The sequence below is a fragment of the Arthrobacter sp. LjRoot14 genome (assembly GCF_964253905.1).
Lineage (GTDB): Bacteria > Actinomycetota > Actinomycetes > Actinomycetales > Micrococcaceae > Arthrobacter.
In genome coordinates, this window is sequence record NZ_CAXURL020000001.1 from 2,892,169 (window position 1) to 2,918,172 (window position 26,004).

Annotated in this window: 23 protein-coding genes and 2 tRNA genes; 7 read left to right on the top strand and 18 right to left on the bottom strand. The window is 66.5% G+C overall.

The window, feature by feature from the left end; all coding sequences use genetic code 11:
- Nucleotides 1–116: 116 nt before the first annotated feature.
- On the bottom strand, nucleotides 117–617 hold the full coding sequence (gene coaD, locus ACSQ12_RS13015; RefSeq protein WP_436065668.1) for a pantetheine-phosphate adenylyltransferase: 501 nt from the start codon (nucleotides 615–617) through the stop codon (nucleotides 117–119).
- A 43-nt stretch (nucleotides 618–660) separates the two neighbouring features.
- Between coaD and ACSQ12_RS13020 the strand changes: the two genes are divergently transcribed.
- Genes ACSQ12_RS13020 through ACSQ12_RS13030 form a run of 3 tightly spaced genes read left to right on the top strand, consistent with a single transcriptional unit; the run spans nucleotide 661 to nucleotide 3,529 of the window.
- Complete coding sequence (locus ACSQ12_RS13020; RefSeq protein WP_436065669.1) at nucleotides 661–1,536, top strand: SDR family NAD(P)-dependent oxidoreductase; 876 nt, start codon at nucleotides 661–663, stop codon at nucleotides 1,534–1,536.
- Nucleotides 1,533–2,741 carry an aminotransferase class I/II-fold pyridoxal phosphate-dependent enzyme gene (locus ACSQ12_RS13025; RefSeq protein ID WP_209743894.1) on the top strand — a complete coding sequence of 403 codons (1,209 nt, stop codon included), beginning with the start codon at nucleotides 1,533–1,535 and terminating at the stop codon, nucleotides 2,739–2,741. Before ACSQ12_RS13020 ends, ACSQ12_RS13025 begins: the two co-directional genes overlap by 4 nt.
- A gap of 2 nt (nucleotides 2,742–2,743) precedes the next feature.
- The gene (locus ACSQ12_RS13030; protein ID WP_436065670.1) at nucleotides 2,744–3,529 is read left to right on the top strand and encodes a spermidine synthase; all 786 of its coding nucleotides are present in this window, start codon (nucleotides 2,744–2,746) and stop codon (nucleotides 3,527–3,529) included.
- Between the two features lies 1 nt (nucleotide 3,530).
- Here the strand turns inward: ACSQ12_RS13030 and rsmD are convergent, their stop codons facing one another.
- Genes rsmD through ACSQ12_RS13050 form a run of 4 tightly spaced genes read right to left on the bottom strand, consistent with a single transcriptional unit; the run spans nucleotide 3,531 to nucleotide 8,458 of the window.
- The gene (gene rsmD / locus ACSQ12_RS13035; protein WP_436065671.1) at nucleotides 3,531–4,109 is read right to left on the bottom strand and encodes a 16S rRNA (guanine(966)-N(2))-methyltransferase RsmD; all 579 of its coding nucleotides are present in this window, start codon (nucleotides 4,107–4,109) and stop codon (nucleotides 3,531–3,533) included.
- Nucleotides 4,110–4,148: 39 nt separating this feature from the next.
- Nucleotides 4,149–6,419 (bottom strand): ATP-dependent DNA helicase RecG, encoded by a 2,271-nt coding sequence (locus ACSQ12_RS13040; RefSeq protein ID WP_436065672.1) that lies wholly within the window; start codon nucleotides 6,417–6,419, stop codon nucleotides 4,149–4,151.
- On the bottom strand, nucleotides 6,409–7,410 hold the full coding sequence (locus ACSQ12_RS13045) for a DAK2 domain-containing protein (protein WP_436065673.1): 1,002 nt from the start codon (nucleotides 7,408–7,410) through the stop codon (nucleotides 6,409–6,411). The genes ACSQ12_RS13040 and ACSQ12_RS13045 overlap by 11 nt, the downstream gene beginning before the upstream one ends.
- A 22-nt stretch (nucleotides 7,411–7,432) precedes the next feature.
- Nucleotides 7,433–8,458, bottom strand: a complete 1,026-nt coding sequence (locus tag ACSQ12_RS13050) for a thiamine-phosphate kinase (protein WP_436065674.1) — start codon at nucleotides 8,456–8,458, stop codon at nucleotides 7,433–7,435.
- 148 nt (nucleotides 8,459–8,606) lie between these two features.
- On the opposite strand from ACSQ12_RS13050, the gene ACSQ12_RS13055 reads away from it, so the two are divergent.
- Complete coding sequence (locus ACSQ12_RS13055; RefSeq protein WP_436065675.1) at nucleotides 8,607–9,110, top strand: DUF3515 domain-containing protein; 504 nt, start codon at nucleotides 8,607–8,609, stop codon at nucleotides 9,108–9,110.
- Between the two features lie 35 nt (nucleotides 9,111–9,145).
- On the opposite strand, the gene ACSQ12_RS13060 is transcribed toward ACSQ12_RS13055, so the two are convergent.
- The 6 genes from ACSQ12_RS13060 to leuC form a co-directional block, all read right to left on the bottom strand.
- Nucleotides 9,146–10,294 carry a D-alanine--D-alanine ligase family protein gene (locus tag ACSQ12_RS13060; RefSeq protein ID WP_436065676.1) on the bottom strand — a complete coding sequence of 383 codons (1,149 nt, stop codon included), beginning with the start codon at nucleotides 10,292–10,294 and terminating at the stop codon, nucleotides 9,146–9,148.
- A gap of 2 nt (nucleotides 10,295–10,296) precedes the next feature.
- On the bottom strand, nucleotides 10,297–11,349 hold the full coding sequence (locus tag ACSQ12_RS13065; protein WP_436065677.1) for an NAD(P)H-dependent glycerol-3-phosphate dehydrogenase: 1,053 nt from the start codon (nucleotides 11,347–11,349) through the stop codon (nucleotides 10,297–10,299).
- On the bottom strand, nucleotides 11,346–12,092 hold the full coding sequence (locus ACSQ12_RS13070; protein WP_436065678.1) for a lysophospholipid acyltransferase family protein: 747 nt from the start codon (nucleotides 12,090–12,092) through the stop codon (nucleotides 11,346–11,348). Before ACSQ12_RS13070 ends, ACSQ12_RS13065 begins: the two co-directional genes overlap by 4 nt.
- Before the next feature lie 10 nt (nucleotides 12,093–12,102).
- Nucleotides 12,103–13,428, bottom strand: a complete 1,326-nt coding sequence (gene murA, locus ACSQ12_RS13075; RefSeq protein WP_043482405.1) for a UDP-N-acetylglucosamine 1-carboxyvinyltransferase — start codon at nucleotides 13,426–13,428, stop codon at nucleotides 12,103–12,105.
- A 142-nt stretch (nucleotides 13,429–13,570) separates the two neighbouring features.
- Nucleotides 13,571–14,173, bottom strand: a complete 603-nt coding sequence (leuD, locus tag ACSQ12_RS13080; RefSeq protein ID WP_209743865.1) for a 3-isopropylmalate dehydratase small subunit — start codon at nucleotides 14,171–14,173, stop codon at nucleotides 13,571–13,573.
- Between the two features lie 54 nt (nucleotides 14,174–14,227).
- The gene (gene leuC, locus ACSQ12_RS13085; protein ID WP_436065679.1) at nucleotides 14,228–15,682 is read right to left on the bottom strand and encodes a 3-isopropylmalate dehydratase large subunit; all 1,455 of its coding nucleotides are present in this window, start codon (nucleotides 15,680–15,682) and stop codon (nucleotides 14,228–14,230) included.
- A 112-nt stretch (nucleotides 15,683–15,794) separates the two neighbouring features.
- Between leuC and ACSQ12_RS13090 the strand changes: the two genes are divergently transcribed.
- Together ACSQ12_RS13090 and ACSQ12_RS13095 are read left to right on the top strand one after the other, a co-directional pair.
- A complete protein-coding gene (locus tag ACSQ12_RS13090) occupies nucleotides 15,795–16,514 on the top strand; it encodes an IclR family transcriptional regulator (RefSeq protein ID WP_011692361.1) in 720 nt (239 codons plus the stop codon).
- A 134-nt stretch (nucleotides 16,515–16,648) separates the two neighbouring features.
- The gene (locus ACSQ12_RS13095) at nucleotides 16,649–17,194 is read left to right on the top strand and encodes a DUF1697 domain-containing protein (protein WP_436065680.1); all 546 of its coding nucleotides are present in this window, start codon (nucleotides 16,649–16,651) and stop codon (nucleotides 17,192–17,194) included.
- On the opposite strand, the gene ACSQ12_RS13100 is transcribed toward ACSQ12_RS13095, so the two are convergent.
- The 4 genes from ACSQ12_RS13100 to ACSQ12_RS13115 all read right to left on the bottom strand — a co-directional run bounded on the left by ACSQ12_RS13100 (nucleotide 17,191) and on the right by ACSQ12_RS13115 (nucleotide 21,001).
- Entirely contained in the window at nucleotides 17,191–18,810 is a 1,620-nt protein-coding gene (locus ACSQ12_RS13100; protein WP_436065681.1) for a GTPase, read from the bottom strand. The genes ACSQ12_RS13095 and ACSQ12_RS13100 overlap by 4 nt on opposite strands.
- Nucleotides 18,807–20,588: a dynamin family protein gene (locus tag ACSQ12_RS13105; RefSeq protein WP_436065682.1), complete on the bottom strand. Its 1,782-nt coding sequence runs from the start codon at nucleotides 20,586–20,588 to the stop codon at nucleotides 18,807–18,809. Before ACSQ12_RS13105 ends, ACSQ12_RS13100 begins: the two co-directional genes overlap by 4 nt.
- Before the next feature lie 138 nt (nucleotides 20,589–20,726).
- A tRNA-Glu gene (locus ACSQ12_RS13110) sits at nucleotides 20,727–20,802 on the bottom strand.
- A 127-nt stretch (nucleotides 20,803–20,929) separates the two neighbouring features.
- Nucleotides 20,930–21,001 (bottom strand) — tRNA-Gln (locus tag ACSQ12_RS13115).
- 344 nt (nucleotides 21,002–21,345) lie between these two features.
- Here ACSQ12_RS13115 and ACSQ12_RS13120 point away from each other — a divergent pair.
- Nucleotides 21,346–22,740 (top strand): hypothetical protein, encoded by a 1,395-nt coding sequence (locus tag ACSQ12_RS13120; protein WP_436065683.1) that lies wholly within the window; start codon nucleotides 21,346–21,348, stop codon nucleotides 22,738–22,740.
- Between the two features lie 65 nt (nucleotides 22,741–22,805).
- On the opposite strand, the gene ACSQ12_RS13125 is transcribed toward ACSQ12_RS13120, so the two are convergent.
- The 3 genes from ACSQ12_RS13125 to ACSQ12_RS13135 all read right to left on the bottom strand — a co-directional run bounded on the left by ACSQ12_RS13125 (nucleotide 22,806) and on the right by ACSQ12_RS13135 (nucleotide 25,952).
- Entirely contained in the window at nucleotides 22,806–23,543 is a 738-nt protein-coding gene (locus tag ACSQ12_RS13125; protein ID WP_209743847.1) for an HAD family hydrolase, read from the bottom strand.
- Entirely contained in the window at nucleotides 23,543–25,057 is a 1,515-nt protein-coding gene (gene gltX, locus ACSQ12_RS13130; protein WP_436065684.1) for a glutamate--tRNA ligase, read from the bottom strand. Before gltX ends, ACSQ12_RS13125 begins: the two co-directional genes overlap by 1 nt.
- Before the next feature lie 118 nt (nucleotides 25,058–25,175).
- The gene (locus ACSQ12_RS13135) at nucleotides 25,176–25,952 is read right to left on the bottom strand and encodes a fumarylacetoacetate hydrolase family protein (protein ID WP_209743840.1); all 777 of its coding nucleotides are present in this window, start codon (nucleotides 25,950–25,952) and stop codon (nucleotides 25,176–25,178) included.
- Nucleotides 25,953–26,004 lie beyond the last annotated feature (52 nt).

The following is a 26,004-nucleotide window of genomic DNA, read 5'->3' on the forward strand; positions in this document are numbered from 1 at the left end:
CTTAGCCTGATCTTCCGGGCGGACTCAAACCGGCTGAATGCCACGCAGTTGAGCACCGCGGGACGGACAGGGAATGGGCCGCAAAACCGGCAGGGGCCGTTGCGTACCGATCAAGCCTACCCTCTGCCGGACTGATCCGGGGACGACTCGCCCGCCAGCAGCCGTTTCAACACTGATCGCGGCACATACTCGGACACGTTGCCGCCGAGGCTAAAGACTTCCTTAATGAGCGTTGACGACAAGTGGAGGTAGTGGCCCTCGGTGGGAAGGAAGACCGTTTCCACGCCGCTCAACTGCCGGTTCATGGTTGCCATCGGGAGCTCGTAGTCAAAGTCCGACGACGATCGAAGGCCCTTCACAATTGCGGACACACCCCGCTGCCTGCAGTATTCGGCTAGCAGCCCTTCGCCCACCGGCTCCACCACAATGCCGCGCAGCGACGCGAGGGTCTCCCTGGCCATGTCGATCCGTTCCTCCAGCGGGAAGCGGTACTTCTTGGCGTAGTTGGTGGACACCGCCACGATGACTTCGTCAAAGAGGCCTGCGGCCCGGGCGATGACTTCCAGGTGGCCATTGTGGATCGGGTCGAAGGAGCCTGGGCATACGGCGCGTCTCATGTTCCGAACCTACCGCATCCCCCGAGCGGGATAACATGACTGGATGCCCGAGTCGAACATTCCCTTCACTGTTGCAGGGGGCGTGGTGCTGGTCACCGGCGCAGCCATGGGCATGGGCCGGCTGCACGCACTACGTGCCGCGAGCGAAGGCGCCGCAGTGGTGATCCTGTGGGACGTGGACGCTGCCGGACTCGAGGGCGTTGCCCGCGAAGTCACTGCGCTTGGCGCCCGGGCCGTCGCCCGCGCAGTGGATCTTGCAGACCGTGCCGCCATCGCCGAGGCCGCGCGGGAATGCCGGGCGGAAGGCGCCCTTACCCTCCTTATTAACAACGCTGGAATCGTGCGCGGTGCCTTCTTCTGGGAACACCGGCCCGGCCCTGACATTGCGTTGACCATGGACGTCAACGCGCTGGCGCCGATGTACGCCACCCTTGCCTTCCTTCCGGACATGATGGCCGACAGCGGGCGCGCCCGCCGGATCCTGAACGTCGCCTCCGCCGCCGGCACGGTATCCAACCCCAGGATGAGCGTTTATGCAGCCTCCAAGTGGGCTGTAGTGGGCTGGAGCGACTCGCTGCGGCTTGAATTGGAACAGGAAGGCTACCGGCATCTGCGGGTCACCACCTTCTGTCCGAGCTACATTTCCACCGGAATGTTCGCCGGCGCCCGCGGCCCCCTGCTCACGCCGCTCATGACTCCCCATAACGCCGTCGACCGGGCATGGCGGGCCATGGCCGCTGGCCGGCCGCTCCTCATTGCTCCGGCGACGGCCAATCTTGGAAAGGTCCTGCGGGGAATCCTCCCGGTCCGCGTATGGGACTTCATCGGCGGTCGGGTCTTCCGGATCTACACCGGCATGGAAAAATTCACCGGGCGCGCAGAGGACGCCGCCTCCAACCGACAGGCAGGCAGACAGTGAACGCAACAGTTCCGGCACCGTGGCAGCGGGCAGCGTCGGGTGCCAATCTCCTGGCAGCCAACGGCACCCTCGGGGTGACGATCTTCGAGGAGATGACCACCCTCGCGGTCCGGACAGGCGCCATCAACCTTGGCCAGGGCTTCCCCGATGAGGACGGTCCGATGGAAATCAAGGCGGCCGCCCAGGCGGCGATCGCCTCCGGTGCCAACCAATACGCACCAGGCAAGGGAATCCTTCCCCTCCGGGAGGCCATCTCGGCGCACCAGCAGCGGTTCTACGGGCTCACGCCGGATCCGGAGACTGAGATCATCGTCACGACGGGCGCCACCGAAGCCATCGCTGCCTCGTTGCTGGCCCTCGTGGAGCACGGTGACGAGGTGCTCACCTTTGAACCCTTCTACGACTCCTACGGCGCCATGATCGGGCTGGCGGGAGCCACGCATGTGACAGCTCCGCTGCTCGCTCCGGATTTCATGCCGGACATGGCGGCCCTGGAAGCGGCCTTCAGCAACCGCACGAAAGTTGTGCTGATCAATAATCCGCACAATCCCACGGGCGCGGTCTTTCCGCGTGAGGTTCTCCAGCGCGTCGTCGAACTTGCCGCCAGGCACGACGCCGTCATCATCACCGATGAGGTCTACGAGCACCTGACGTTCGGGGAACAGCACATCCCGGTGGCAACACTGCCCGGAGCCGCCGGGAGGACCGTCACCATCTCCTCCGCCGGGAAGACCTTCTCTTTTACCGGCTGGAAGATCGGCTGGCTGAGCGGACCGGAACACCTCGTATCCGCCATCAGGACGGTGAAACAGTTCCTCAGCTACAGCTCCGGCACGCCGTTCCAGGGCGCCATCGCCGTGGGACTCGCCCTGCCCGACGACTTCTACAGCGGGATCTCCGAGACACTCAGGCGCAAACGGGACATCCTCAGCGACGGGTTGAAGGCCGCCGGCCTGGACGTCTTCACACCGCAGGGAACCTACTTCGTGAATGTGGACACGGCTCCCCTGGGAATTTCGGATTCCGTCGACCTGGCCCGGAGGCTTCCGGAACTGGTGGGGGTCGCCGCCATCCCGGTTCCCGTCTTCTGCCATCCTGCGGGCGCCGAACGGACCCGCAGCCTGCTCCGCTTCGCGTTCTGCAAGAAGACCGAGGTCCTCGAGGAGGCCGCATCACGGCTCGCCACCCTCCGGGACAGGCTGTGACGATGCCCGCCCGGACTCCGGCGGGGTCACGTTTCCTCCGGACCACCGGACAGCACGCCACAATCGAACCGGATGCCTTTACCCCGGGGTCCTATGTGCTGAGTATCGGCGGAGCGGAGCAGTCCCACGTGAACCTCGCCGAGCCGGGCGAAATCTTCTACGAGTACCTCCGCCGGATCGGGCACGTCGTGGATCTGGCGGCGCCTGCCGGCGAACCGGTCAACGCGCTGCACCTTGGAGCCGGGGCGCTGACGCTGGCCCGCTACATCCAGGCGACCCGCCCGGGGTCCCTGCAGTACGCCGTCGAGCTCGAACGCGAGCTGCTGGACTTCGTCCTGCAGCAGTTGCCCATGCCGGACGGAACGGTGCTGCACACGTTGATCGGCGACGCACGGGACGCTCTGGCGGAACTGCCGGCTGAACTGCGTTTCGACGTCGTGATCCTGGACATATTCTCCGGGCCGGAGGCGCCGGAGCACATCGCCTGTGCCGGTTTCTACGAGGAGGCTGCGGCCAGGCTGACACCACGCGGGGTGCTGATCGTCAATGTGGGCGATGAACCGGGGCTGACCCTGGTACGGAGCCAGGTGGCAGCCATGCGGCAGGTCTTGGGCGGTGTCGCCGCTTTCGCCGAGTCCGGGATGTTCGCCGGGCGGCATCCCGGCAACATCATCCTTGCCGGCACACGGCGTCCGTGGCCCGCGGAATGGACCGTGGAGCTGGCGGCACGCGGTCCGCACCCCGCGAAGGTGCTGGCCGGCGTGGACCTCGACGCGATCTCGGACTAAGTCAGCTGCCGCCGCCCACGGGTTCGGCAAACCAGAGCTTGGTCTCGCCGTATTTCTTCTCGGCGAACCGCTCCAGCGACGCAGGCCATGACGGCTCCGGGCTGCGGGACGAGCGCTCCACCACCACGACGGCAGACTCTGCCAGGTACGGCGACAGCTCCTCCAGGACCGCGCCCATGGCGGGCTCGTCCAGCGGATACGGCGGGTCCAGGAACACGAGGTCCCACAGCGTGCCCGGCGCCGTCCTTTCCAGGAAGGACTCCACCCGGGAGCGGTGGACAGACACCGCCTTGTGACCAACGGCCCCGTTGACAAGGTCCGCATTGCGCTGGCAGACCTCACTGGCCTTGCCGTCGAACTCAACGAGGTCCACAGTTTCCGCCCCGCGGCTGGCACTTTCCACGCCCAGCGCGCCGGAGCCCGCATAAAGATCCAGGACGCGGGCACCCGCCACCACATTGAAGGCCTCCAGGCGCGAAAAGAGTGCTTCCTTGACGCGGTCGGTGGTGGGGCGGGTCAGGGACCCGGGCACGCTGGCCAGCGGCATTCCCCCGCAGGCCCCGGCGATGATGCGGCTCACGCCGGATCCGTCCCGTCATGTCCAGCCACACACCATGTCCTAGCCACGCTCAAGGAAGGCCTCCTTTTCCGGGTTCAAATACTCATCGATTGCCTCCGCGAGTGCGGAATGGTCTGTCAGGCCGGGATCGGCGGCCACGATGTGTTGCGCGTCCCGGCGTGCCTTGGCAATGACGTCCTCATGCTCCAGCACGCGCAGCAGCTTGAGCGTGGAGCGTCCGCCGGACTGCGATGCGCCGAGGATGTCGCCTTCGCGGCGCAGCTTCAGGTCCTCCTGCGACAGCTCGAAGCCGTCCGTCGTGGCCGCCACGGCGTCCAGGCGGCGGCGGCTGGGATGCCCGGGCTCAAGCGTGGTGACCAGAAGGCAGGTGCCGGGCAGCCCGCCGCGGCCCACCCGTCCGCGCAGCTGGTGCAGCTGGGAGATGCCGAACCTGTCCGCATCCAGGATCACCATCAGTGTGGCGTTGTGGACATCAACTCCGACCTCGATCACAGTGGTGGACACCAGCAGCTTGGTTTCATTCGCCGTGAAGGATGCCATCGTTGCGGATTTGAGCACGGGATCCTGCCTGCCGTGCAGCGGTGCCAGCGGAACACCGGCCAGCGCGGGTTCGTCCTGCAGGTGTTCGACGACGGCGGTAACGGATGCGAGCTCGCGGGCAGGGCCGTCACCTTCCAGGTCCGCCGCGGAAGGCTCCGCTTCCCCGGGGCTGAAGTCGCCGTCGTCGTCTTCGCCGATCTTGGGGCACACCACGTAGACCTGGTGCCCGGCGTCGATCTCCTCCCGGGACCGGGACCAGATACGTCCGGCCCACCCGGGGTTTTCGGCGAGGCCAACGACGTGCGTGGAAATGGGGGCACGGCCCGCGGGGAGTTCGTCCAGCACGGAGGTTTCGAGATCGCCGAACACGGTCATGGCCACGGTCCTCGGAATGGGCGTGGCAGTCATGACGAGCAGGTGGGGCGGTTTGCTGGCTTTCGCACGCAGGGCGTCGCGCTGCTCCACCCCGAAGCGGTGCTGTTCATCCACCACGATCAGGCCGAGGTCGTAGAACGAGACATTGTCGCTCAGCAGGGCATGCGTCCCGATCACGATCCCGGCAGTCCCTGACGCGGCATCCAGCATGGCCTGCTTGCGGGCAGCAGTGGGCATCGATCCGGTAAGCAGCGTGACCTGCACTGCGTCGGGACCTGATCCGCCCAGCAGACCGTCCCGGGACAGCGGTCCCAGGGTCCTGCGGATGGATTCGAAGTGCTGCGCGGCCAGGACTTCCGTGGGCGCCAGCAGGGCGGCCTGGCCCCCGGCGTCAACCACCTGGAGCATTGCGCGCAGGGCGACGATGGTCTTGCCGGACCCCACCTCGCCCTGGAGGAGCCGGTTCATGGGGCTGTCCTGCGAGAGCTCCTCCGCAAGTGTTTTCCCGACGGCGGACTGGCCGGCGGTGAGCGTAAAGGGCAGCTGGCGGTCGAACGCGGTCAGGATTCCGCCGGTAACCGGCCGGCGGGCCGTGGCCTCCTCGGCGGCGAGCTGGGCGCGGCGCCGCGCGAGGGCGGTCTGCAGGACCAGGGCCTCCTGGTACCTGAAGCGGTCCCTGGCCCGCTGCCAGTCGCCGGGCACCTCCGGGGCATGGATCAGCCGGTAGGCCTCCGGAGCCGGCAGGAACTTCTCCCGCGCCGAGACCCCGGCCGGCACCGGATCGTCGAGGACATCCAGGTCGACGGTGTCCAGGAGGGTGGATATGACTTTCTGGATCGACCAGCTGGTGAGCTTGGCCGTTGCCGGATAGACCGGGATGGGCATGGCGGCGAGCTTCTCCGGGTCCATGCCCGGGGTGTCCGGGTCCTCGTCCAGCAGCAGGAAGTCAGGGTTGGTGAGACTTAAGCTGCCGCCGTACCGGGTGACCTTGCCCGAGAACATCGCCCGGCGCCCCGGGAGCAGCTCCGCTTTGGCGCGGTAGCCGTTGAAGAAGCTCACCTTCAAGGTGCCGGGCACGCCGGCGCCGGGGAGCCTGCCGGCGCTCCCGGGGTTATGGTGGCTCGTCGCGGAATCGTCCGTGATCACGACGTCGGTCAGCGTGCCGCGGCGCGCCCGCATGGCCCTGGTGCTGTTGGACACGACGCGCGCAATCAGGGTGACCTCTTCGTCCAGTGGCACCTCACTGATGGGGGTCAGCTCACCCCGGCTGAGGTACCGGCGCGGAAAATAGTTGAGTAGGCCGCCGACGGTGGTGATCCCCAGGTGTTTCTCAATGACGGCTGCGGACCGTTTGCCGATGCGGCGTTCCAGGCCCAGTTCCAGCTCAGTGTTCATGTCCGTCGGGGTCCCGCGGCAGGGCGAGCTGGCTGACCGAAATGTCCGTGGGTTCGCCGAGGGAACCGATGAGCGCCACGGCCGGTTCCGGGGCGGGCACGTGGACGTGCACGCGCCAGCGGTACTTTCCGTCGGCGTCGATTGCACCGCCAACCTGGCTCATGATCACCGAATCACCCATTTCGTCCAGCCGTTGCCGCAGGGTGGCCGCATCCAGGGGCGAAAGGTTGATGGTGCACATGACTTCCACGCCGTCGTCGTCGGGCATGTCTGCATGGATGTGGGGGTCCTGGACGTTGTAGCCGTGCAGGCCGTCCAGCATGTCGCCTTGAAGTTCTTCGCCGAGCACCGCGGAACGCAGGCAGTCAAGGATCAGGAGCATCCCCACTCCGCCGGCGTCCACGACATGGGCCTCGTGCAGGGCTGCCAGCTGGTCTTCGGTGCGGACCACGGCTTCGAGGGCCGCCTCCACCGCTGCGTCCAGGGCGAGTCCCAGGACATGGTTGCTGTCGTCGCCGTTCTGCTCGGCGTCCACTCCGGCGGCGGCGCGCGCAGCAGCCTCCATAACCGAGAGCATGGTCCCCGGAACAGGATCGCTCAACGCCGACCAGGCGCGGATCTGGGCGCGGTTAAGCGCGGCTGCGAGCAGCGGCGAGCTCAGGCGGTTATGACCGGCCAACGGCTCCGCAGCGGCGCACAGGAACACAGCGAACAATGTGCCGGAATTGCCGCGTGCCTGCTCCATCGCCGCCTGGCCTGCGCTTGCGAGTACGGCCCCGACGTCCTGCTGGCCCGGGGTCCCCCCGGACTGCGGCGCAAATTCGGGGTCCGGTGACGTTGCGGGGCCGTGGAGGGCCTGTGCAGCTGCACGGACCGTCAGATAGAGGTTGGTGCCGGTATCGCCGTCCGCCACAGGGAAAATATTGATGGCGTTGAGGCGGTCGCTGTGGTTCCCCAGGACTGTTTCGGCCTTGCCCAACCACCGCTTCATCGCTTGCGCGTTGGCGGCAATCTTAGTCTGCAAAGTGATCCCATCCCACAGTTTCCGCGGGCCGGCCCGCTATCGTCACGCCAGTGCTTTCCATTGGTGCAAGGGCTTCTACTGAGCCTATCGCAGCGAAACCCGGAGGCAGCTGAACGTCCGCGGGGAATGTGGCAAGAAGTCCATGATCTTCCCCGCCGCCGAGCACCCAGCCCATCGGGTCACCGTCCACCGCGTCGGCGACAGCGGCCAAAGGCTCTGCGAGCTGCTTCAGGGCGGCGGGATCAAGGTCCAGCACCACACCGCTGGCGGCGGCCAGGCGGTTGCCGTCGCGGACCAGTCCGTCGGAAACATCCATCATGGCCGAGGCGCCTGCCGCGAGTGCGGACGGCCCCGCATCCAGCGGCGGCAGCGGCCGGCATTGCCTGTCCATGATGGTCCGCTGTTCCGGCGTCAACCGTTCAACATCCAACGCCGACTCCAGCAGGGCAAGGCCCGCCGCCGCGACCCCGAGTGTTCCGGCCAGCGCGACGGTGTCCCCCGGACGGGCCCCGGAGCGCAATACCGGCTCACGCCCGTCCAGGGTACCCAGGATAGCCACGGTCACGGCCAGTTCGCGGCCCCGGCCCAGGTCCCCGCCGGCCACGGAACATCCGGCGGCACCAAGGTCGCTGATGGCGTGGGACAGCCCGTCCGCGAAATCCTCAACCCAGGAAACCGGCGTCTCCGGAGGCAGGGTCAGGCTCACCACCATGGACACGGACCGCGCACCCATGGCGTTGATGTCGCTGAGGTTCTGCGCCGCGGCCTTCCAGCCGACGTCGAAGCCGGTGGTCCGGTACCCGTTGCGCCACACCAGCCGGAAATCCTGGTCCTGGACCTGCGTGTCAATGCTGACCACGGTCCGGCCGTCCGGGGCTGCCACAATTGCGGCGTCATCCCCGGGTCCCAGCAGGAGCGCAGTCCCCTCGGAAGGCCCTTTATTCAGGCGCGGAAAGATCCTGGCGAGGAGCTCGGATTCGGAAAGTCCGTCAACGGTGAGGTGAGATTCAGGCACACCACTACGCTACAGTCAGGGACCGACATCCGTTCGCGGGGCACCGTCCACAAGGTCCTGTCGCGCCCCTCCCGGGCAAGGCGGGAAGCGGGGACAGAGCGGACGGACGGCGTCCGGCCAGCCGTCCGGACCGGGATAGGCTTAAACAATGCACCAGCTCCGCACCCCGGTTTCCACCCGTTCGCTTCGCCTGCCGGCAACGGCCGCCGCAGTGGTGCTGGCCCTCAGCGCATGCGCACCGGTGGTGGACGTCGCGCCGGCCAAGGATGCGGCCAATCCGGCCTGTGCACCCATGATGGTGGCCCTTCCGGACACGATGGGTGACGCGGCCCTGCGGAAAACCAACAGCCAGGCAACCGCCGCCTGGGGCGATCCGTCCAAGGTCATCCTGCGCTGCGGAGTCAACGTTCCCGGTCCCACCACAGACCGCTGCGTCAGCGTCAACGGGATCGACTGGGTCATCAAGGAAGGCGACCCCGTCTGGACGCTGACCACCTTCGGCCGCGCACCGGCCACAGAGATCCTCATGGACCCGGATCAGATCAGTTCCGCAACCGTGCTGGCCGAACTGTCCGCCGCCGCCGGGAAGATCAAGGCCACCAGGAACTGCGTGGGCCAGGAAGAGCTGCAGAACCTGCCCACCGGACGATAGCGGCCTGAGGTCCCGGCCGCCGGCTGCAATAGCGCTTAGCGCAGCCCGGTCTTACGGTTCAGGGCAAGGTAGATCAGTTCGTCGATGAGTTCCGCGTAGCCCAGCCCGGAGGCAGCCCACATCTGCGGGTACATGCTTTTCGGCGTGAAGCCGGGCATGGTGTTGATCTCGTTGATGATCAGCTCGCCGTCGGGAGTGTAGAAGAAGTCCACCCTGCTAAGCCCCTCGGCCCCCACGGCGTCGAACGCGGCGGCGGCAAGCTCACGGACCCTGGCGATCGCCTCGTCAGGGAGGTCGGCCGGGCAGCTCAGCGAGGCGGCGTCGTCTTCCACGTATTTTGCATTGAAGTCATAGAACTCGTGCTCCCCCGGGGCCACGGCGATCTCTCCCGGCATGGAGGTCCGCGGCGGTTCCGTACCGCGCCCTTCAAGGACGGCGCATTCGATCTCGCGGCCCACGATGCCGGCCTCGATCACCAGTTTGAGGTCATGCTCGCGGGCGGCCGCGATGGCCGCGTCCAGGCCCTCCAGGGAGTCCACTTTGGAGATGCCCATGGAAGAGCCTGCCCGGGCGGGCTTGACGAAGACGGGGTAACCCAGCCGGTCAACGCGTTTGCGGACGGATTCCGGGTCAGTGAGCCACTGCCGGTCCGTCACGGCGATGTACGGGCCCACCTGCAGGCCGGCGGCCTCAAAAACCACCTTCATGTAATGCTTGTCCATCCCGACAGCGGACGCGAGGACACCGGCACCGACGTAGCGGGTGTCCGAGAGTTCCAGCAGTCCTTGGATGGTGCCGTCCTCACCGAACGGGCCGTGAAGCAGCGGGAACACAACGTCCACGGTACCGAGTTCCTGCGGAACTTCGTTCGGGGACGCCACGATCAGCTGGTGTTCGCCACCGATTTCGGCGAGTGTGACCGTGCGGGCGGAGGGCGACACCTCGGGAAGCGAGGAGGCCGAGAGGGACCATTGCCGGGTGTCCCCCGGAGCAAGGACCCACTGTCCGGTCTTTGCGATGCCGATGGGGATGACATCGTACTTGTCGTAGTCGATGGCCCCGAGCACGCCGGCTGCTGTCACGCAGCTGACGGCGTGCTCGCTGGAGCGGCCACCAAACAACACGGCGACGCGGGGTTTGGCGTGGCCGGGTCCGGTGTGCTTGTTCACTTGTTCTTCCGACACAGTCAGTAATCGCCTTCGGATTTCAGGTCCCGGGCCAGCAGCAGCGGTCCCAGTTCGTCTACGGACAGTTTTCCGGCCAGCACGGCAACCACGGCCGCGGTGATGGGCATCTCGACGCCGAGCTTTCCGGCAAGTTCATGCACGGCCTGGCCGGACTTGATCCCCTCGGCCGTTTGGGTCATTTCCGCGGTCACCTGCTCCAGCGTCAGGCCCTTGCCCAGCAGGCGGCCCGCGGTGTGGTTCCGGGACAATGGCGAGGAGCAGGTGGCCACCAGGTCTCCGAGGCCCGCCAGGCCGGCCATGGTCTGTGCCTCTCCCCCAAGGGCAAGGGCAAGCCTGGACGTCTCCGCAAGGCCCCGGGTAATCACGGACGCCTTGGTGTTGTCGCCCATCCTCTTGCCTTCGCAGATACCCACGGCAAGTGCAATGACGTTTTTCACGATGCCGCCGATTTCGACACCGACGACGTCCGTGGTGGTGTACGGGCGGAAATAGGGTGCGGTGCAGCTGCGGGCGATCCAAGACGCCACCTCGGCGTCCGCGCACGCCACCACTGAGGCGGTGGGTTCCTCGCGGGCGATTTCCATGGCCAGGTTCGGTCCGGACACCACGGCAATCCGGTCGGGCTTGATGCCCAGCTCCTCACTGATGACCTCGCTCATGCGGGCATCGGAGCTGAGCTCCAGGCCCTTCATCAGGGAGACCACATAGGCGTCCGGCGAAATCAGGTGCCGCCACTCGCGAAGCTGCAGGCGCAGCGACTGGGCGGGCACCGCCAGAACCACAAGGTCCGCCCCGGAGAGCACCTCCGCCACGTCAGTGGAGGCGGTGATGGTGTGCGGGAGGTCGATGTCCTTGAGATACTGCGAATTCCGGTGCGTGGTGTTGATCTGCTCAACAACCTCGCGGCGGCGTCCCCAGAGCCGGATGCTCCGCCGGACACCGGAGGCGGTGGCGGCATCGGCGAGGATCTTGGCAAAGGTGGTGCCCCAGGAACCCGCTCCGAGGACGGCGACCGACATTGCTGAGCCGGCTGCGGCCTGGTCGGGGGTCATGTGCCGCTCCCCTCGATGTTGCGTCCATGCTTGGTCTGGTTGTGGGCGGCAGGATCCCACCGCTCAGCGGGAGGCTGTTCCCCTCGAAGGGTGGCCAGCAGGCTCGTAATGGCCTCCATGATGACCGCCGTGGCGGCCGTCAGCGTGGCCTTGTCCAGCGGACGGCCCTCGAAAGCACTCAGGTCCACGGGGTCGCCCACGATGACACGGGAGGTCCGCCGTGGGAACAGATGGAACCGCTTCGCATAGCGCGGAAAGACCTGGTGTGCTCCCCAGTGGGCCATGGGGACCACCGGAATGCCGCTCTCCAGCGCCATCCGGGCCGCACCGGTGTGGCCCTTCATCGGCCACAGCTCCGGGTCACGCGTCAGCGTGCCCTCGGGGTAGATGATGATGGCACCGCCTTCGTCCACCACAGCCTTGGCGACCTGCAGCGAACGGTTGGCGCCCGCCGTCGAACGTTCCACCGGGATTTGCTTGGTGGCGCGCAGCACCGCCCCCAAAACCGGCACCTTGAAGAGTCCGCCCTTGGCCAGGAAGTGCGGCATCCGCTTCTGGTTGTACAGCATGTGGCCGATCACCAGCGGGTCGATCTCCGTGCAGTGGTTGGGTGCGGCGATGAAACCGCCCGCCGGAAGCTTTTCCAGCCCTTCCCACTTCTTGTTCATGAGCAGGTTCATCACGGGCCTGACGATCCCGGCGACGATGACAAAGGTGGTGCGGCTCTTGGCCGTTTCCTTCACTGGGACCCCGTTACTTGGCTGCGGTGATGTCGAAATCGGCGCCCAGGCCTGCGAGCTTCTCGGTGAAGCGCTCATAGCCGCGGTTGATGATGTCGATTCCGGTCACCCGGGACGTGCCGGTGGCAGCCAGTGCGGCGATGAGGTGGCTGAAGCCGCCCCGGAGGTCCGGGACGTCGATATCGGTGCCCTTGAGCTGTGTGGGTCCGGAGATGACGGCGGAGTGCAGGAAGTTCCGCTGGCCGAAGCGGCATGGCACGCTGCCGAGGCACTCCCGGTGCACCTGGATGTTGGCGCCCATCCGGATCAGGGCGTCGGTGAAGCCAAACCGGTTCTCGTAGACGGTCTCGTGGACAATCGACACACCCTCGGCCTGGGTCAGGGCCACCACAAGGGGCTGCTGCCAGTCCGTCATGAATCCCGGGTGCACATCTGTTTCAAGGACAAGCGGGTTCAGTTTGCCGCCGCGGTGGTAGAAGCGGATGCCGTCCTCGCCGATGTCCATCCCGCCGCCCACCTTGCGGTAGGTGTTCAGGAACGTCATCATGTCGCGCTGGGAAGCGCCCTCGACAAAAATATCTCCGCGTGTCACGAGTGCCGCTGAGGCCCAGGACGCGGATTCGTTCCGGTCCGAGAGTGCCCGGTGGTTGTAGCCGCCAAGGTCCCTGACGCCTTCGATGCGGATGGTGCGGTCCGTCTGGACGCTGATGATGGCGCCCATCTTCTGCAGCACGGCAATGAGGTCGATGATCTCCGGTTCCGTGGCGGCCCCGGAAAGCTCCGTGATGCCTTCAGCCCGGGTGGCGCTGAGCAGGACCTGCTCGGTGGCCCCTACGGACGGGTAGGGCAGCGAGATCTTGGCGCCCTGGAGTCCCTTGGGCGCGGAAATGTGGATTCCGCCCGGACGCTTTTCGACGACGGCCCCGAACTGGCGCAGGACGTTCAGGTGGTAATCAATGGGGCGGTCACCGATCTTGCAGCCGCCAAGGTCGGGAATGAACGCTTCACCGATGGCGTGGATCAGCGGACCGCACAACAGGATGGGAATCCTGGAGTCGCCTGCATGGGCGTCGATTGCGGTGCTGGACGCGGTTTTGGCGCCCTTCGGATCCAGGGTCAGGTCCCCGGTGACAGGGTCCTTTTCGACCGTGACGCCATGAAGCTGGAGCAGGCTGGTGACAACCTCGACGTCCTTGATTTCAGGGACGTTGCGCAGCACGGACGGCTCGTTGCCCAGCAGGGCGGCCACCATGGCCTTGGGGACAAGATTCTTGGCCCCGCGAACGGTGACGCGTCCAGTTAGCGGGACGCCTCCGCGGATTGTCAAAACACTACTCATATACCGGTTTCCTCACGACTACTCGCCCCCAAATCCTTACAAAGGCTCCAGCTAAGCATAGGAGCTAGCGTTACCGATCTGAAATACGGCGCGTTTTTCCGGAGGGCGCAGCGGGGCCGGTAAGGGTGCAGCCGGGACCAGGTCAGGACAGCCGTGCGGGCAGGGTCTTCGGCTTGAAGGCGGGCCTGGTGGCTTCGTAGGCAGTGATGTCTTCTTCGTGCTGGAGGGTCAGCCCGATGTCGTCCAGGCCCTCCAGGAGCCGCCAGCGCGTGTAGTCATCAATCTCGAACGGCGCCACCACGTTGCCGCACATCACTGTCTTCGAAACGAGGTCCACGGTCACCTCGGTGCCCGGAGCGTTCTCCAGCACTTTCCAGATAAGCTCGATGTCATCCTGGGCGACTTCGGCTGCCAGGAGGCCCTGCTTGCCGGAGTTGCCGCGAAAGATATCGGCGAACCTGGAGGACAGGACGGTCTTGAACCCGTAGTCCTTCAATGCCCATACTGCGTGCTCGCGGGAGGACCCGGTGCCGAAGTCCGGTCCGGCCACCAGCACGGAGCCGGCGTTGAACGGTTCCTGGTTCAGAATGAAGGCAGGGTCCTTGCGCCAGGCCGCAAACAGTGCGTCCTCAAAGCCCGTGCGGGTAATGCGCTTCAGGTAGACGGCCGGGATGATCTGGTCGGTGTCCACGTTGCTCTGGCGCAGCGGTACGCCGATTCCGGTGTGGGTGCTGAACTTTTCCATGGCGGATCCTTTGATGCTGGGTGGGGGTGGGCTGCGCGGGCGAGTCGGCGATATCTAAGCGGCACTGCTGCTGACGGCGGCGGACTCCTGAGCGGGGTCCAGGTCCGACGGCGAACTGAGCGTGCCGCGCACCGCCGTGGCTGCCGCCACGACCGGTGAGACGAGGTGGGTGCGGCCGCCCTTGCCCTGGCGTCCTTCAAAGTTGCGGTTGGACGTGGAGGCACAGCGTTCCCCCACCTCCAGCTGGTCCGGGTTCATGCCCAGGCACATGGAGCAGCCGGCAAAACGCCACTCAGCTCCAAAGTCCTTGAAGACCTTGTCCAGGCCTTCGGCTTCCGCCTCGAGCCGGACGCGTGCCGAGCCCGGGACAACGAGCATCCGGATGTTCGGGTCCTTGGTGCGCCCGCGGATGATGTCCGCCGCGGCGCGAAGGTCTTCCATCCGGGAGTTGGTGCAGGAGCCCAGGAAGACGGTGTCCACCCGGATCTCCTTCATCGGGGTGCCGGCTTCCAGCCCCATGTACTGCAGTGCCCGTTCGGCCGCGGCCTTGGCGTTTTCATCGCCGAAGTCCTCCGGCGAAGGCACCTTGGAAGACAGCGAAACGCCCTGGCCGGGGTTCGTGCCCCAGGTGACGAAGGGCTCCAGGGTGTCGGCGTCCAGGTCCACCTCGACGTCGAACGTTGCGTCGTCGTCCGAGCGGAGCGTGTTCCAGTATTCGACGGCGGCGTCCCACTCCGCACCCTGCGGAGCGTGCGGCCGTCCGTACATGTAGTCGTACGTGGTCTGGTCCGGGGCAACGAGGCCCGCGCGGGCGCCGGCTTCGATGGACATGTTGCAGATGGTCATCCGGGCTTCCATGGACAGTGCACGGATTGCTGAACCACGGTATTCGAGGACGTAGCCCTGCCCGCCGCCGGTGCCGATCTTCGCGATGACCGCCAGGATGATGTCCTTTGCCGACACTCCGGGTCGCAAGGTTCCCTCGACGTTGACTGCCATGGTCTTGAACGGCTTCAGGGACAGCGTCTGGGTGGCCATGACGTGCTCCACCTCGGAGGTGCCGATGCCCATGGCCAGCGCACCGAAGGCACCGTGCGTGGACGTGTGCGAGTCGCCGCAGACCACGGTCATGCCGGGCTGGGTCAGGCCAAGCTGGGGACCGACCACGTGGACGATGCCCTGTTCGGCGTCGCCCAGGGAGTGCAGGCGGACGCCGAACTCCTTGCAGTTGTTGCGCAGCGTCTGGATCTGGGTCCGGCTGGTCAGATCAGCGATAGGCTTGTCGATGTCCAGCGTAGGGGTGTTGTGGTCCTCGGTGGCGATGGTGAGGTCCGGGCGGCGCAGCGGACGTCCGGCCAGCCGGAGTCCTTCAAAGGCCTGCGGCGAGGTGACTTCATGCACCAGGTGGAGGTCGATGTAGAGAAGGTCCGGCTGGGCGTTGGCACCTTCGCCGTCGCCTTTGCGCACCACGTGCGCGTCCCAGACTTTCTCGGCCAATGTCTTTGCCATGGCCATCTCCCTTCACTGCTGTTGGCTGTTTACATCCACTGAACCAGCACGCCCGCGTAATACGCCAGCCAAATGATTTGCATCTCAGATATTGAGACGGCAATATCATTACATGGACAATTCTAGTGGCGTCGGTGTCATCGATAAAGCGGCCCATGTGCTCGACGCACTTGAGGCCGGGCCCACCACTCTGGCGCAACTGGTGGCTGCCACCGGACTGGCGCGCCCGACCGTACACAGGCTTGCCCTGGCACTGGTCCATCACCGGCTTGTCAGCCGCGACATTCAGGGCCGTTTTGTGCTCGGAAGCCGCCTGGTGGAGCTCGCCTCCGCCGCCGGCGAAGACCGGCTGATCGCCTCTGCCGGCCCCGTCCTGATGCAGCTGCGCGACGCCACCGGCGAAAGCGCCCAGATCTTCCGCCGGCAAGGTGACTGGCGGGTGTGCGTTGCGTCCGCCGAGCGTCCCATCGGTCTCCGCGACACCATTCCGGTGGGTACCCAGCTTTCGATGAAGGCCGGCTCCGCCGCCCAGGTCCTCCTGGCCTGGGAGGACCACGACCGGCTCCTCGAAGGACTGCAGGCGGCGCGCTTCACCCCCACCGTCCTGGCAGGAGTACGACGGCGGGGCTGGGGCCAGAGCCTCGGCGAACGCGAGCCGGGGGTCGCCTCTGTGTCGGCGCCTGTCCGCGGTCCGTCCGGACGCGTGATTGCCGCCGTGTCCATTTCCGGTCCGATCGAGCGCCTGACCCGCCAGCCGGGCCGGTTGCACGCCGAAGTTGTCTGCAATGCCGCCCGGGTGCTGACCGAGGCGCTCCGCAAGAACAACGACTGACACCCCGTGGCGGCGCAGCCGCCCGGCCGGCGCAGCGGCCCGTGGCGCAGCCGCCCGGCCGGCGCAGCGGCCCGTGGCGCAGCCGCCCGGCCGGCCGGCCGAACGGTGCGGGCCCCGGGTATTAGGCTGTGCCCATGAACAGCTATGCGGTCTTCCTCCGCGGCATCAACGTGGGCGGAATCAACATCAAAATGGCGGACCTCAGGAGTGCCCTGGCGGAACGCGGCTTCGCCGGAGTGAAGACGCTCCTTGCCAGCGGCAACGTTGCCCTGGCCACCCCTCTCGGCGCCGCCGCAGTCAAGAAGGAAGTCGAAGCCTGCCTGCGCGGGTCCTTTGGCTATGACGCATGGGTGGTGGTTCTGACCGACGCCAGGGTTGCCGCACTCGTCGAGGCATGCCCCTACCCTGCCGAGGACAAAACGACGCACACCTACATCACCCTCAGTTCGGATACAGACGTGCTGGACGAGCTGTTCGAGGCCGGTTCACGGCTGGACGGAACGCAGCAGCAACGCCTGGGTCCCGAGGCCATGGCCTGGCTTGCACCCGCCGGAGGCACCCTGGACAGTCCCTTCAGCAAACTCTCATCCAAAGCGCGCTACAAATCGACCACCACGACGCGCAACCTTCGCACCATGATCAAGGTCCGCGACGCCACGAAAGCACTGGGAAACGGCTAGTCGCGGCCTGCGGCTTTCAGGGCCGCGTTGAAGGACTTCAGCCTGCTGACTTCACCTTCCACCGGTTCAACCACGCGTCCGTCCGCAACGGCGGCCACGGCCGCCCTGAGCTTCTTCCCCGCCGCGCCGCCCCGCACTCGGGCCGCCGCGCCGGCGATGGCCTTTCCGGCGAGGGCCAGCACTACGCCCAGTAACACTCCCCCGGCGATCATCAGCGTCGGAACCGGCCATCCTTCCACCCTGGGCACCTCCGGAACAGGCAGCTGAAGATACCCTAGCCCGGCCAGGACCCCAAGCCAGCCCACGCCGCCCAAGGCCGCCACGAGGGCCAGCCATTGGGCAACGTTGAACAGTCCCCACCACCACGACTTTCTGCCGGCCATCAGCTCAGTACCGGCAATTGCCTGGTCCAATGCGTCCGGCAGTTGGTCCCGGCCTTCACGCGCCGCGCCCCGGATGGCCGCGCGCCACGGTCCCGGAGCCCCGGCACTGGCGGCATCCGCGAATTCCCGCACGGCAGCGTCCGTCCTGGCGCGTTCCGGGGCACCGGCCGGCGGCAGCGATGTCCGGTTGACCTCCGCTGCGGCACCTTCCCGCCGCAGGTTCAGCCGCCGCAACGGGTCCGGGCGGAACCGGACCAGCCAGCGGGTCAACGGCCAGCCTGTGCGCCTGGTGGCTTCCTGCCGGTACGACCTCGCCACAGCATCAGCAACGAGCGGGACGTTGGCGGCCGCCGCAAGCTCGTCAGCCAGCCGGGACCTGGTGCCGGCTTTGACTCCGGCGGCCTCCCCGGTTCCGGATGCCGCCGCAAGGCGGGCCGTGGCCTTGGAGACATCCGCGGCCAACCGCTGCGACAACGCCTGCCGTTGCACCACCACGTGCCGAATGGCGGCCCGGACTTTGTCGATGCCGGTCCCCTCCAGCGCCGAGGCGCCAAGGACCTGGACCTTCCCCAGGCCATCCCGGGCAAGGATGGCCTTAAGGGATTCCAGCACCGGTCCGATGTCCGACGGCGGAAGCCGGTCGACCTGGTTCAGGACCACCAGCGTGACCGCCCCGTGCGACGCCAGGGGCGCAAGGAAATCGTTATGCACCGCGGCGTCCGCATATTTCTGCGGGTCCAGCACCCACACCAGGACATCCACCAGACCCACCATCCGCTGGACAATCTCCCGATTGGCGGCCTTCGTTGAATCGAAATCCGGCAGGTCCAACAGGATCAGGCCCGTGGATTCATCGGCGAACCCCGGCAGCGCCGAGGAATGGTGGCGCTTGGTGACGCCGAGCCAGTCCAGCAACGGTTCGCTGCCGTCCTGTCCCCAGACACCGGCCAGCGGTTCGGACGTCGTGGGACGGCGCACCGCCGCCGTTGCTATTTCCGCACCGCTGACCGCATTGAAAAGCGACGATTTCCCGCTGCCCGTGGCGCCGAAGAATCCCACCACCGTATGCTCCGCGGACAGTGAACGGCGGGAACTGGCGCGCTCAAGGACCTGAAGCACGTCGTCCAGCGCCTCGTCCGGCAACACCCCGCCGGCGAGCTCCCGCGCATCGTTCAGGGCTTGCAGGCGGGCGTCGAGCCGGGAAGCTTCCCGGGTTCCGCTGTGCCGGCTCATGCGGTTCCGGCCAGTTCCAGGAGGGCGCGCGCATGATCGGACAGGACCTCCGGCGGAACCCCGGTACTAACGTCCAGGCGGTCCAGGAAGCGCTGCTGTTCTGCCTGCAGCAGCTTGTGGCACCTCGAGTTCAGGTCCTCGCGCGCAGTTTGCGCGAGGCGCCTCACTGCATCCTCGCCGAAGACGGCCTCCAGGAGCCGTTGACCTACGACGGCGGTCCCTCCCGCCACTCCGATCTCCAGTCCCGTCAGCCCGGCGGTCATGGAAAAAACCACGATCATGAGGGCGGCCCCGAGTCCGTTGACCCCGAAGGAAAGCCACCGGGCCTGGGTACGCTTGCCCTGGCCTTCCGTACGGATCAGCTCCATCAGCGCCCCCTGCCACGCCCTGATCTCTGCCGCCACCGTGTCCGCGAAGCCGGCGCTGGTGCCGGACAGGTCGTCCGCGCCCAGCAGCTGCCGGCCTGCAGGGTCCGAGCGCCAGCGCTGGTCAGCGTCCTCGGCCGCGTTGGCGGCTTCGTCCACGATGACAGCCTGCAGCCCCGTTTCAATGGCTGTTTCCACCTTGACGGCAGGAGCCGGCTCACCGCGGAAAAAAGCGCCCATCCGGTCCCGCATGCGGCCGATGTTCTGTTCCAGGACGCGAAAGAACTCGCCGGTACCAACAAAGTCCTGCCAGCGGGCCAGAACTTCGCCGCGGAGGAGGGCACCGTCCCGCGTTGCGTCCAGAATCCTGGACCCGGCATCCTGATAGGCGTGGCGGACATCCCTGGCAAGGACGTCACGCGACTGCTGTTGCTCCCTGGATGCCTGCGCAAGGGCGGCAACGCGGCCGCTGAGCGCGCGTACAGTGCCATTGAGTGTCCGGCGGGCAATCTCAGCCCTTCCGGCAGAATCTGCTGCCAGTTCATGCAACCAATGACCCAAGGGTTCCACGGCGCCGCCGGGCAGCATTCCGAGGCCGTCCAGGGTCACCTCCGGAATAATGAACAGCCGGGCTGCACCCAGGCCCTCCCGCTGCAGCATGGTCCGGAGGTCCGCGCTGACCTCCGCCTCGGCGGCCGGGGGCACGCGGTCCAACACCACCGCCACCATGATGTCTCTTGACGCAGCGTCGAGGAGCAGTTTCCAGGGCACGGCGTCGGCATAGCGGTTGGCTGTTGTCACAAATATCCAGAGGTCGGCCGCAGCCAGCAAGTGGCCCGCAAGCGTCCGATTGCCATCCGAGACGGAGTCGACGTCGGGTGCATCCAGTATGGCGATTCCCTGCGGCACGGCAGGGTGTCCCAGGAGCACCAGGGAGGATATGGCTGCCGCATCGGGTGCAGCACCGGCCCGGCTGGCGGGCAAAGGGGTTTCCAGCACTGCGCCGCGGATGCGGCTCAGGTTCGGCAGCACGCGCTGGTCTTCGAACCAGCCGGAGTCCGCCGGGTTGTGGAGCAGGATCGGCTGCCTGGTGGTCGGCCGGATGGCGCCGGCCCTGGTGACCGGGTGACCCACCAGGGCGTTGACCAATGTGGACTTGCCGGCTCCGGTTGATCCGCCCACAACTGCCAGCAGCGGAGCGTCCAGGCTGCGGAAGCGCGGAAGCATATAGTCGTCCAGCTGCGCCAGCGCATTCCGGATATCCAGGCGGGCGGCGTCCGAGCCGGGAAGTGCGAGCGGAAGCCGGGCCTCGTCGAGGTCCCTGCGGACGGTCTCGAGCAGGTCCACGGCCGCGGCTGCGCGCGTATGGTGCACGGCGGGGCCTGCGGGTGAACTCTCAGATGGGGACGTCACAGCTTCATCATGCCAGTTCAGCACGCGTCCGGCCCGAATCCGGCGCAGACCGCGCGGCAATGGCGGAGACCAGGGCAACAGCCGAGCTTAAGCAAACAAAACAAAGCGGCCCCGGGCAATTGCCCGGGACCGCTTTCGTGGTGACCCCAGCGGGATTCGAACCCGCGTTACCGCCGTGAGAGGGCAGCGTACTAGGCCGCTATACGATGGGGCCGCGTACTTCCGGATGGTATTTCTACCATCAGGCTCAGTGATTGTTTCATACACAAAGCCAGTGTTTCAAATCGGCCAAGCCGCTTGAAACCCCTGATCCGCCGCACCGGAATGCGACTTTTTCAGAGCTGGGATACCAGGACTCGAACCTAGAATGACGGTACCAGAAACCGTAGTGTTGCCAATTACACCATATCCCAATGGCACTTTCGGGCCGGACGTTCAGGCCTAAACCTTCGCTCCCCGCGCCTCAGCACGAGTAATTACTTTACCCGAGACTTTTGGCTGGCACAAATCGGCGCCAACAACCCTTCCCGAGGCCGCCAAACAGTCCGCCCGGGAACGCCGTAACCGGCCGCGGGGCGGGGAAACCCTTGCAATTACAGGGCCGACAAGTTTACTCTCGGTAAGTTACCGAAGAGTAACCACTCCCCTGCACCCTTCCCGACCGGCAGTTCCGTGCTCACTTTCGAATGTTAGCTGCATCACGGCCGGGGGGCCGGGGACCACGGGAGTCCGAGACCACCGTCGAGAGGAACCAACCGTGCCACAGAGTCGTGCCACTGCTCCCCAAAACGCCCGCACCCGCGGCCAACAGATCGCCATAGCGCTCCTTGCCCTGCTACTGATCGCCCTGCTGGGCTTCTATACCCTGGTCACCGGGCGCATCACGGACGGATCCGGGCGCCTGAAGGACGGAGCCGGCCAGGCTTCCGCCGGCGCCGATCAGCTTGAGGACGGCGCCGGGAAGCTTGCCGCCGGCGCCACTCTGGCGGACACCGGGGCAGGCAGGCTCTCCGCCGGGGCGCAGAAGATCCATGCCGGCATCACTACCAAGCTCGCTCCCGGTGCGGACCAGCTCCAGGCCGGCGCCGGGAAACTCGCGGCCGGGGCGGTGAAAATCGAGGCAGACGTCAACAACAAGCTGGCCCCGGGGGTGTACAAAGTCGATGACGGTGCCCGCAAGCTTGCTTCCGGAGCGGAGCAACTCTCCGCCGCGCTGACCCCCACAGCTTCGGGAACCGCGGAAAACAACCTCGCCGATGGCGCCACGCAGCTCAGCGACGGAGCGTCCCGTTTGGAGGGCGGCGCCGGCCAGCTTGCCGCGGGGACAACTCAGCTCAAGGGCTACCGCGGTGCCAACGGCAGTCCGGAGGCGGGCACGGGCACCGCAGCCCTGGCCCAGGCGCTGGAGCTGTTGCAGGCTGCGGCCGACGACCCCGTCCAGGGGCTCGTGCCGCTCTCCGTGGTCAAGGACAAGATTGCCAAAATTGCGGCCGGTGCCCACAAGCTCGACGCCGGAGCCGCCCAGCTCCAGTCCGGGGCCTCCAGGCTCCACGAAGGTACCGGAGAGCTGCGGGCCGGTGCCGGGAAGCTGACTGCGGGATTCTCAACCCTGAGCGGCAAGCTCAACAGCCAGGATCCCGAAAACCCCGGGGTTGTCCTCGGCACGCGCCTCCTTGCAGACGGGACAGCGAAGATCAGGGAAGGCATGGACGGAATACCCGGGAACCCGGACCGTCCGGGCTTGCTCAAGGCGACCGCAAGTATGACCGAGGGCTCCTCCCGGCTTGCCGCCGGGACCACGGCATTGAATGCAGGCATCAAGGGAGACCCGGAGGATCCCGCTAATCCCGGGCTCCTGAGAGGCTCCGAAGCCTTGGCCGCCGGAGCCTCCGAGCTCTCGGAGGGCAACACCAAGCTCGCGTCCGGTTCCTCGCAGCTGGCCACCGGGGCAAGCAAGCTCGCGGAGGGGAATGCAAAAGTGGCAGCCGGAACAGAGACACTGCACTCAAGCGCAGCGGCGGTCTCGCCGTCGGACGTGGTGGGCCGGCCCGACGTCGGAACTGCCGTCGGCATGGTGGGCGTGCTGGGATTCGGTTCAGTGGGCGCCTTTATGGCGCTGCGCAACCGTCGGAAAGCGGGTGAAACCGCCTGAGCCGGCAGCTGGCCCGGCAGTGATCAGGCGGTGATCAGGCCACGCCAGCCGGCCTGCCGGCGCTCCTACCCCAGCAAATCCGCGAGGGAACCCACCTGATGACCTGCAAACTCGGACTCAGTTTCCCCGCCGCGGTTCAGCCAGACGCCCAGCAAGCCCGCCGCCGTCGAACCTTCCGCGTCGAGCAGTCGGTTGTCGCCCACATAGAGGGTCTCAGCGGCGCTGCTGCCCAGGAGGCGTACGCCTTCGAGGTAGATGGCCGGATCCGGCTTGGGTACGCCCACGGTGTCCGTTCCCACCAAGACGGTGATCCGTTGGAGCCCTGCGGTATCGAGCTTCACCCGCTGGTAGTCGTGCACGTTGTTGCTGACCGCACCGTAGGGAATTCCCGCGGCGTCGAGGGCGTCCAGGACCGGGGCAACGTCCTCGAACGCACGGACGTAGCCGTGCTGCAGGGCTGCGTAGGACGTGACCCAGGCGTGGGACTCCTCGCCCTCTTCCAGTTCCACTCCGAAGTGTCCCAGGGCCGCCCTTCCCCGGAGCAGCCGCTGCTCGTTGAAGGTCAGCTCGCCGGCCAGGTAGCGGTCATAGAAGTGCGTGGTCTCGTGCGTGAAGATGCGCCCGAACTTCTCCCACCCGGCCTGGTCCAGGCCGGGCAGGAGGTGTTCGCTGACGTCACGCAGCGCCGTGGTCATGGCGTATTCAAGGTCCACCAGGGTGTCGTCAATGTCGAACAGCACACCCCGGACGACGCCAAAGCCCGTGTGCAGGACACGGCCGCCGTCGCCGCGCATGGCAGTCATCAGCCGCGGAAAGCGTGGAGGCGGGCCAGTGAGGATGCCTTGCCCAGGATGACCATGGATTCAAAGAGCGGCGGGGAGATCCGGCGCCCCGAGACGGCTGTCCGGACCGGGCCGAAGGCCAGCCTCGGCTTGATGCCCATGTCCTCCACGAGTGCCTGCTTCAGCGCGGCCTGGATGCTCTCGGCACTCCAGTCGGTGACGGCGTCCAGGGCTGCGATCGCAGCGTCCAGCACCTCGGTGAGGTTTTCCGGAAGTCCCTTGCGGGCGTCATCCGCTACGTCGATGGCGTCGTCGTCCTTGAACAGGAAGGAAATCATCTCCGGCGCCTCACCCAGCAAGGCGATGCGCTCCTGGATCAGCGGTGCGGCCTCGGCGAGGATCTCGTCCTCGCGGGCGGTCAGCGTATCCCCCACCAGGTTCGCTGCCCGGAGGTACGGAACCAGGCGGCCCCTGAAGTCGTCCGCGTCCAGCATCCGGATGTGCGTGCCGTTGATTGCTTCGGCCTTCTTGATGTCGAAGCGCGCCGGGTTGGCCAGCACGTCGTGGACGTCGAAGTGCTCGATCAGCTGTTCCACCGTGAAGATGTCTTCGTCGGCGGACAGGCTCCAGCCCAGCAGGGAAAGGTAGTTGAGCAGGCCTTCGGGGATGAATCCGCGGTCCCGGAGCAGGAAGAGGTTGGACTGAGGGTCACGCTTGGACAGCTTCTTGTTGCCCTCCCCCATGACGTACGGAAGGTGCCCGAACACAGGCATGTAGCTTGCGACGCCGATCTCCATCAGGGCGCGAATCAGCACCACCTGGCGGGGCGTGGAGGAGAGCAGGTCCTCGCCGCGCAGTACGTGGGTGATCCCCATCAGGGCGTCATCCACCGGGTTCACCAGGGTGTACAGCGGGGAACCGTCGGCGCGGACAATCACATAGTCCGGGATGCTTCCGGCCTTGAAGGTGATATCGCCGCGGACCATGTCGGTGAAAGTGACGTCCTCGTCGGGCATGCGGACACGGAGCACCGGTTCGCGGCCGTCGGCCTTGAACGCGGCCACCTGCTCGGCGCTGAGGTTGCGGTCGAAGTTGTCGTAGCCAAGCTTGGGGTCGCGGCCGGCCGCACGGTGGCGCGCTTCAACTTCCTCCGGCGAGGAGTAGCACTCGTAGGCGTAGCCGGCCTCCAGCAGCTTGGCCACCACGTCCTTGTAGAGGTCAAGACGCTGTGACTGGCGGTACGGCTCATGCGGGCCGCCCGTTTCCACGCCTTCTTCCCACGAGATGCCCAGCCATTTCAGCGCCTCAAGCAGCTGCTCGTAGCTTTCTTCCGAGTCCCGCGCCGCGTCCGTGTCCTCGATGCGGAACACAAACGTGCCCTGCGTGTGCCGGGCGTAGGCCCAATTGAACAGCGCCGTACGGATCAGGCCCACGTGCGGGGTGCCCGTGGGCGATGGGCAGAACCGCACCCGGACCGGGGTTTCGGCGGTGACGGCAGGACTGGAGACAGCGTTGGACACAGAAGGAGTAGTCATAGTGACTCCAACTTTACCGCCTGCCCGGGACTCGGACCCGCCGCGAAATCCGGCACGGAAACGGACAGCCGCCCCGGGATCCCCGGGGCGGCTGCCGTGACGTCGGTGCTGTGTGCGGCTAGCGCCGGACAACCGGGTTGGAAAGCCGCCCGATGCCTTCGATCTCCACGTCAAACCGGTCGCCGGCCGCCACCAGGCCCACGCCCGCAGGCGTGCCGGTCATGATGACGTCGCCGGGAAGCAGCGTGAAGGCCTGCGACACGACGGAGACAAGCTCACGGACGCCCCGGATCATCTGGCTCGTGCTGCCGTCCTGGCGGAGTTCGCCGTTGAGCCAGCCCTGGATCCGGAGGTCGTCGGTGTCCAGCTCGGTTTCGATCCACGGGCCCAGGGGCGCCGAGGTGTCAAAACCCTTGGCCCGGGCCCACTGCAGGTCGGTCTTCTGGACATCCCGGGCCGTCAGGTCGTTGCCGCAGGTATAGCCGAAGATGACGTCGTCAACGCGGTCCTCGGGAACGTCCTTGCAGATGCGGCCGATCACCACGCACAGCTCGGCCTCGAAGGAAACCTCCTCCGAAAACTCCGGCAGCACGATGGGATCGTTGGGCCCCACCACCGACGTGTTGGGCTTCAGGAACAGCAGTGGCTGCTGCGGCACGTCATTGCCGAGCTCCCTGGCATGCTCAACGAAGTTGCGTCCGACGCCCACCACCTTGCTGCGCGGAATGATGGGTGCGAGCAGCCGCACGTCCTCAAGCTTGTACTTGACGGTGCTGCGTTCAACGCCGTTGAAGAAAGGGTCACCCTTGATGACAGTGACTTCCTCACTGCCGGGCTCGCCTTCCACAACGCCGTAAAGGGGATCAGAATCAGCTACAAATCGGGCGATACGCATGGTTCCTAGCGTACAGTCCTCCGGAACGGCGTCCTGCCCCGGGCGGCGCTGC

Bases quoted from the DNA above. Each gene is read 5' to 3' on its own strand.
- ACSQ12_RS13020 (WP_436065669.1), top strand. From the start codon at position 661: ATGCCCGAGTCGAACATTCCCTTCACTGTTGCAGGGGGCGTGGTGCTG.
- ACSQ12_RS13090 (WP_011692361.1), top strand. From the start codon at position 15,795: ATGGACAATTCTAGTGGCGTCGGTGTCATCGATAAAGCGGCCCATGTG.
- coaD (WP_436065668.1), bottom strand. From the start codon at position 617: ATGAGACGCGCCGTATGCCCAGGCTCCTTCGACCCGATCCACAATGGC.
- ACSQ12_RS13040 (WP_436065672.1), bottom strand. From the start codon at position 6,419: ATGAACACTGAGCTGGAACTGGGCCTGGAACGCCGCATCGGCAAACGG.
- ACSQ12_RS13045 (WP_436065673.1), bottom strand. From the start codon at position 7,410: ATGAAGCGGTGGTTGGGCAAGGCCGAAACAGTCCTGGGGAACCACAGC.
- ACSQ12_RS13065 (WP_436065677.1), bottom strand. From the start codon at position 11,349: ATGACCCCCGACCAGGCCGCAGCCGGCTCAGCAATGTCGGTCGCCGTC.
- ACSQ12_RS13055 (WP_436065675.1), top strand. From the start codon at position 8,607: ATGCACCAGCTCCGCACCCCGGTTTCCACCCGTTCGCTTCGCCTGCCG.
- leuD (WP_209743865.1), bottom strand. From the start codon at position 14,173: ATGGAAAAGTTCAGCACCCACACCGGAATCGGCGTACCGCTGCGCCAG.
- ACSQ12_RS13125 (WP_209743847.1), bottom strand. From the start codon at position 23,543: ATGACTGCCATGCGCGGCGACGGCGGCCGTGTCCTGCACACGGGCTTT.
- leuC (WP_436065679.1), bottom strand. From the start codon at position 15,682: ATGGCAAAGACATTGGCCGAGAAAGTCTGGGACGCGCACGTGGTGCGC.
- ACSQ12_RS13135 (WP_209743840.1), bottom strand. From the start codon at position 25,952: ATGCGTATCGCCCGATTTGTAGCTGATTCTGATCCCCTTTACGGCGTT.
- ACSQ12_RS13095 (WP_436065680.1), top strand. From the start codon at position 16,649: ATGAACAGCTATGCGGTCTTCCTCCGCGGCATCAACGTGGGCGGAATC.
- ACSQ12_RS13030 (WP_436065670.1), top strand. From the start codon at position 2,744: ATGCCCGCCCGGACTCCGGCGGGGTCACGTTTCCTCCGGACCACCGGA.
- murA (WP_043482405.1), bottom strand. From the start codon at position 13,428: ATGAGTAGTGTTTTGACAATCCGCGGAGGCGTCCCGCTAACTGGACGC.
- gltX (WP_436065684.1), bottom strand. From the start codon at position 25,057: ATGACTACTCCTTCTGTGTCCAACGCTGTCTCCAGTCCTGCCGTCACC.
- ACSQ12_RS13100 (WP_436065681.1), bottom strand. From the start codon at position 18,810: ATGAGCCGGCACAGCGGAACCCGGGAAGCTTCCCGGCTCGACGCCCGC.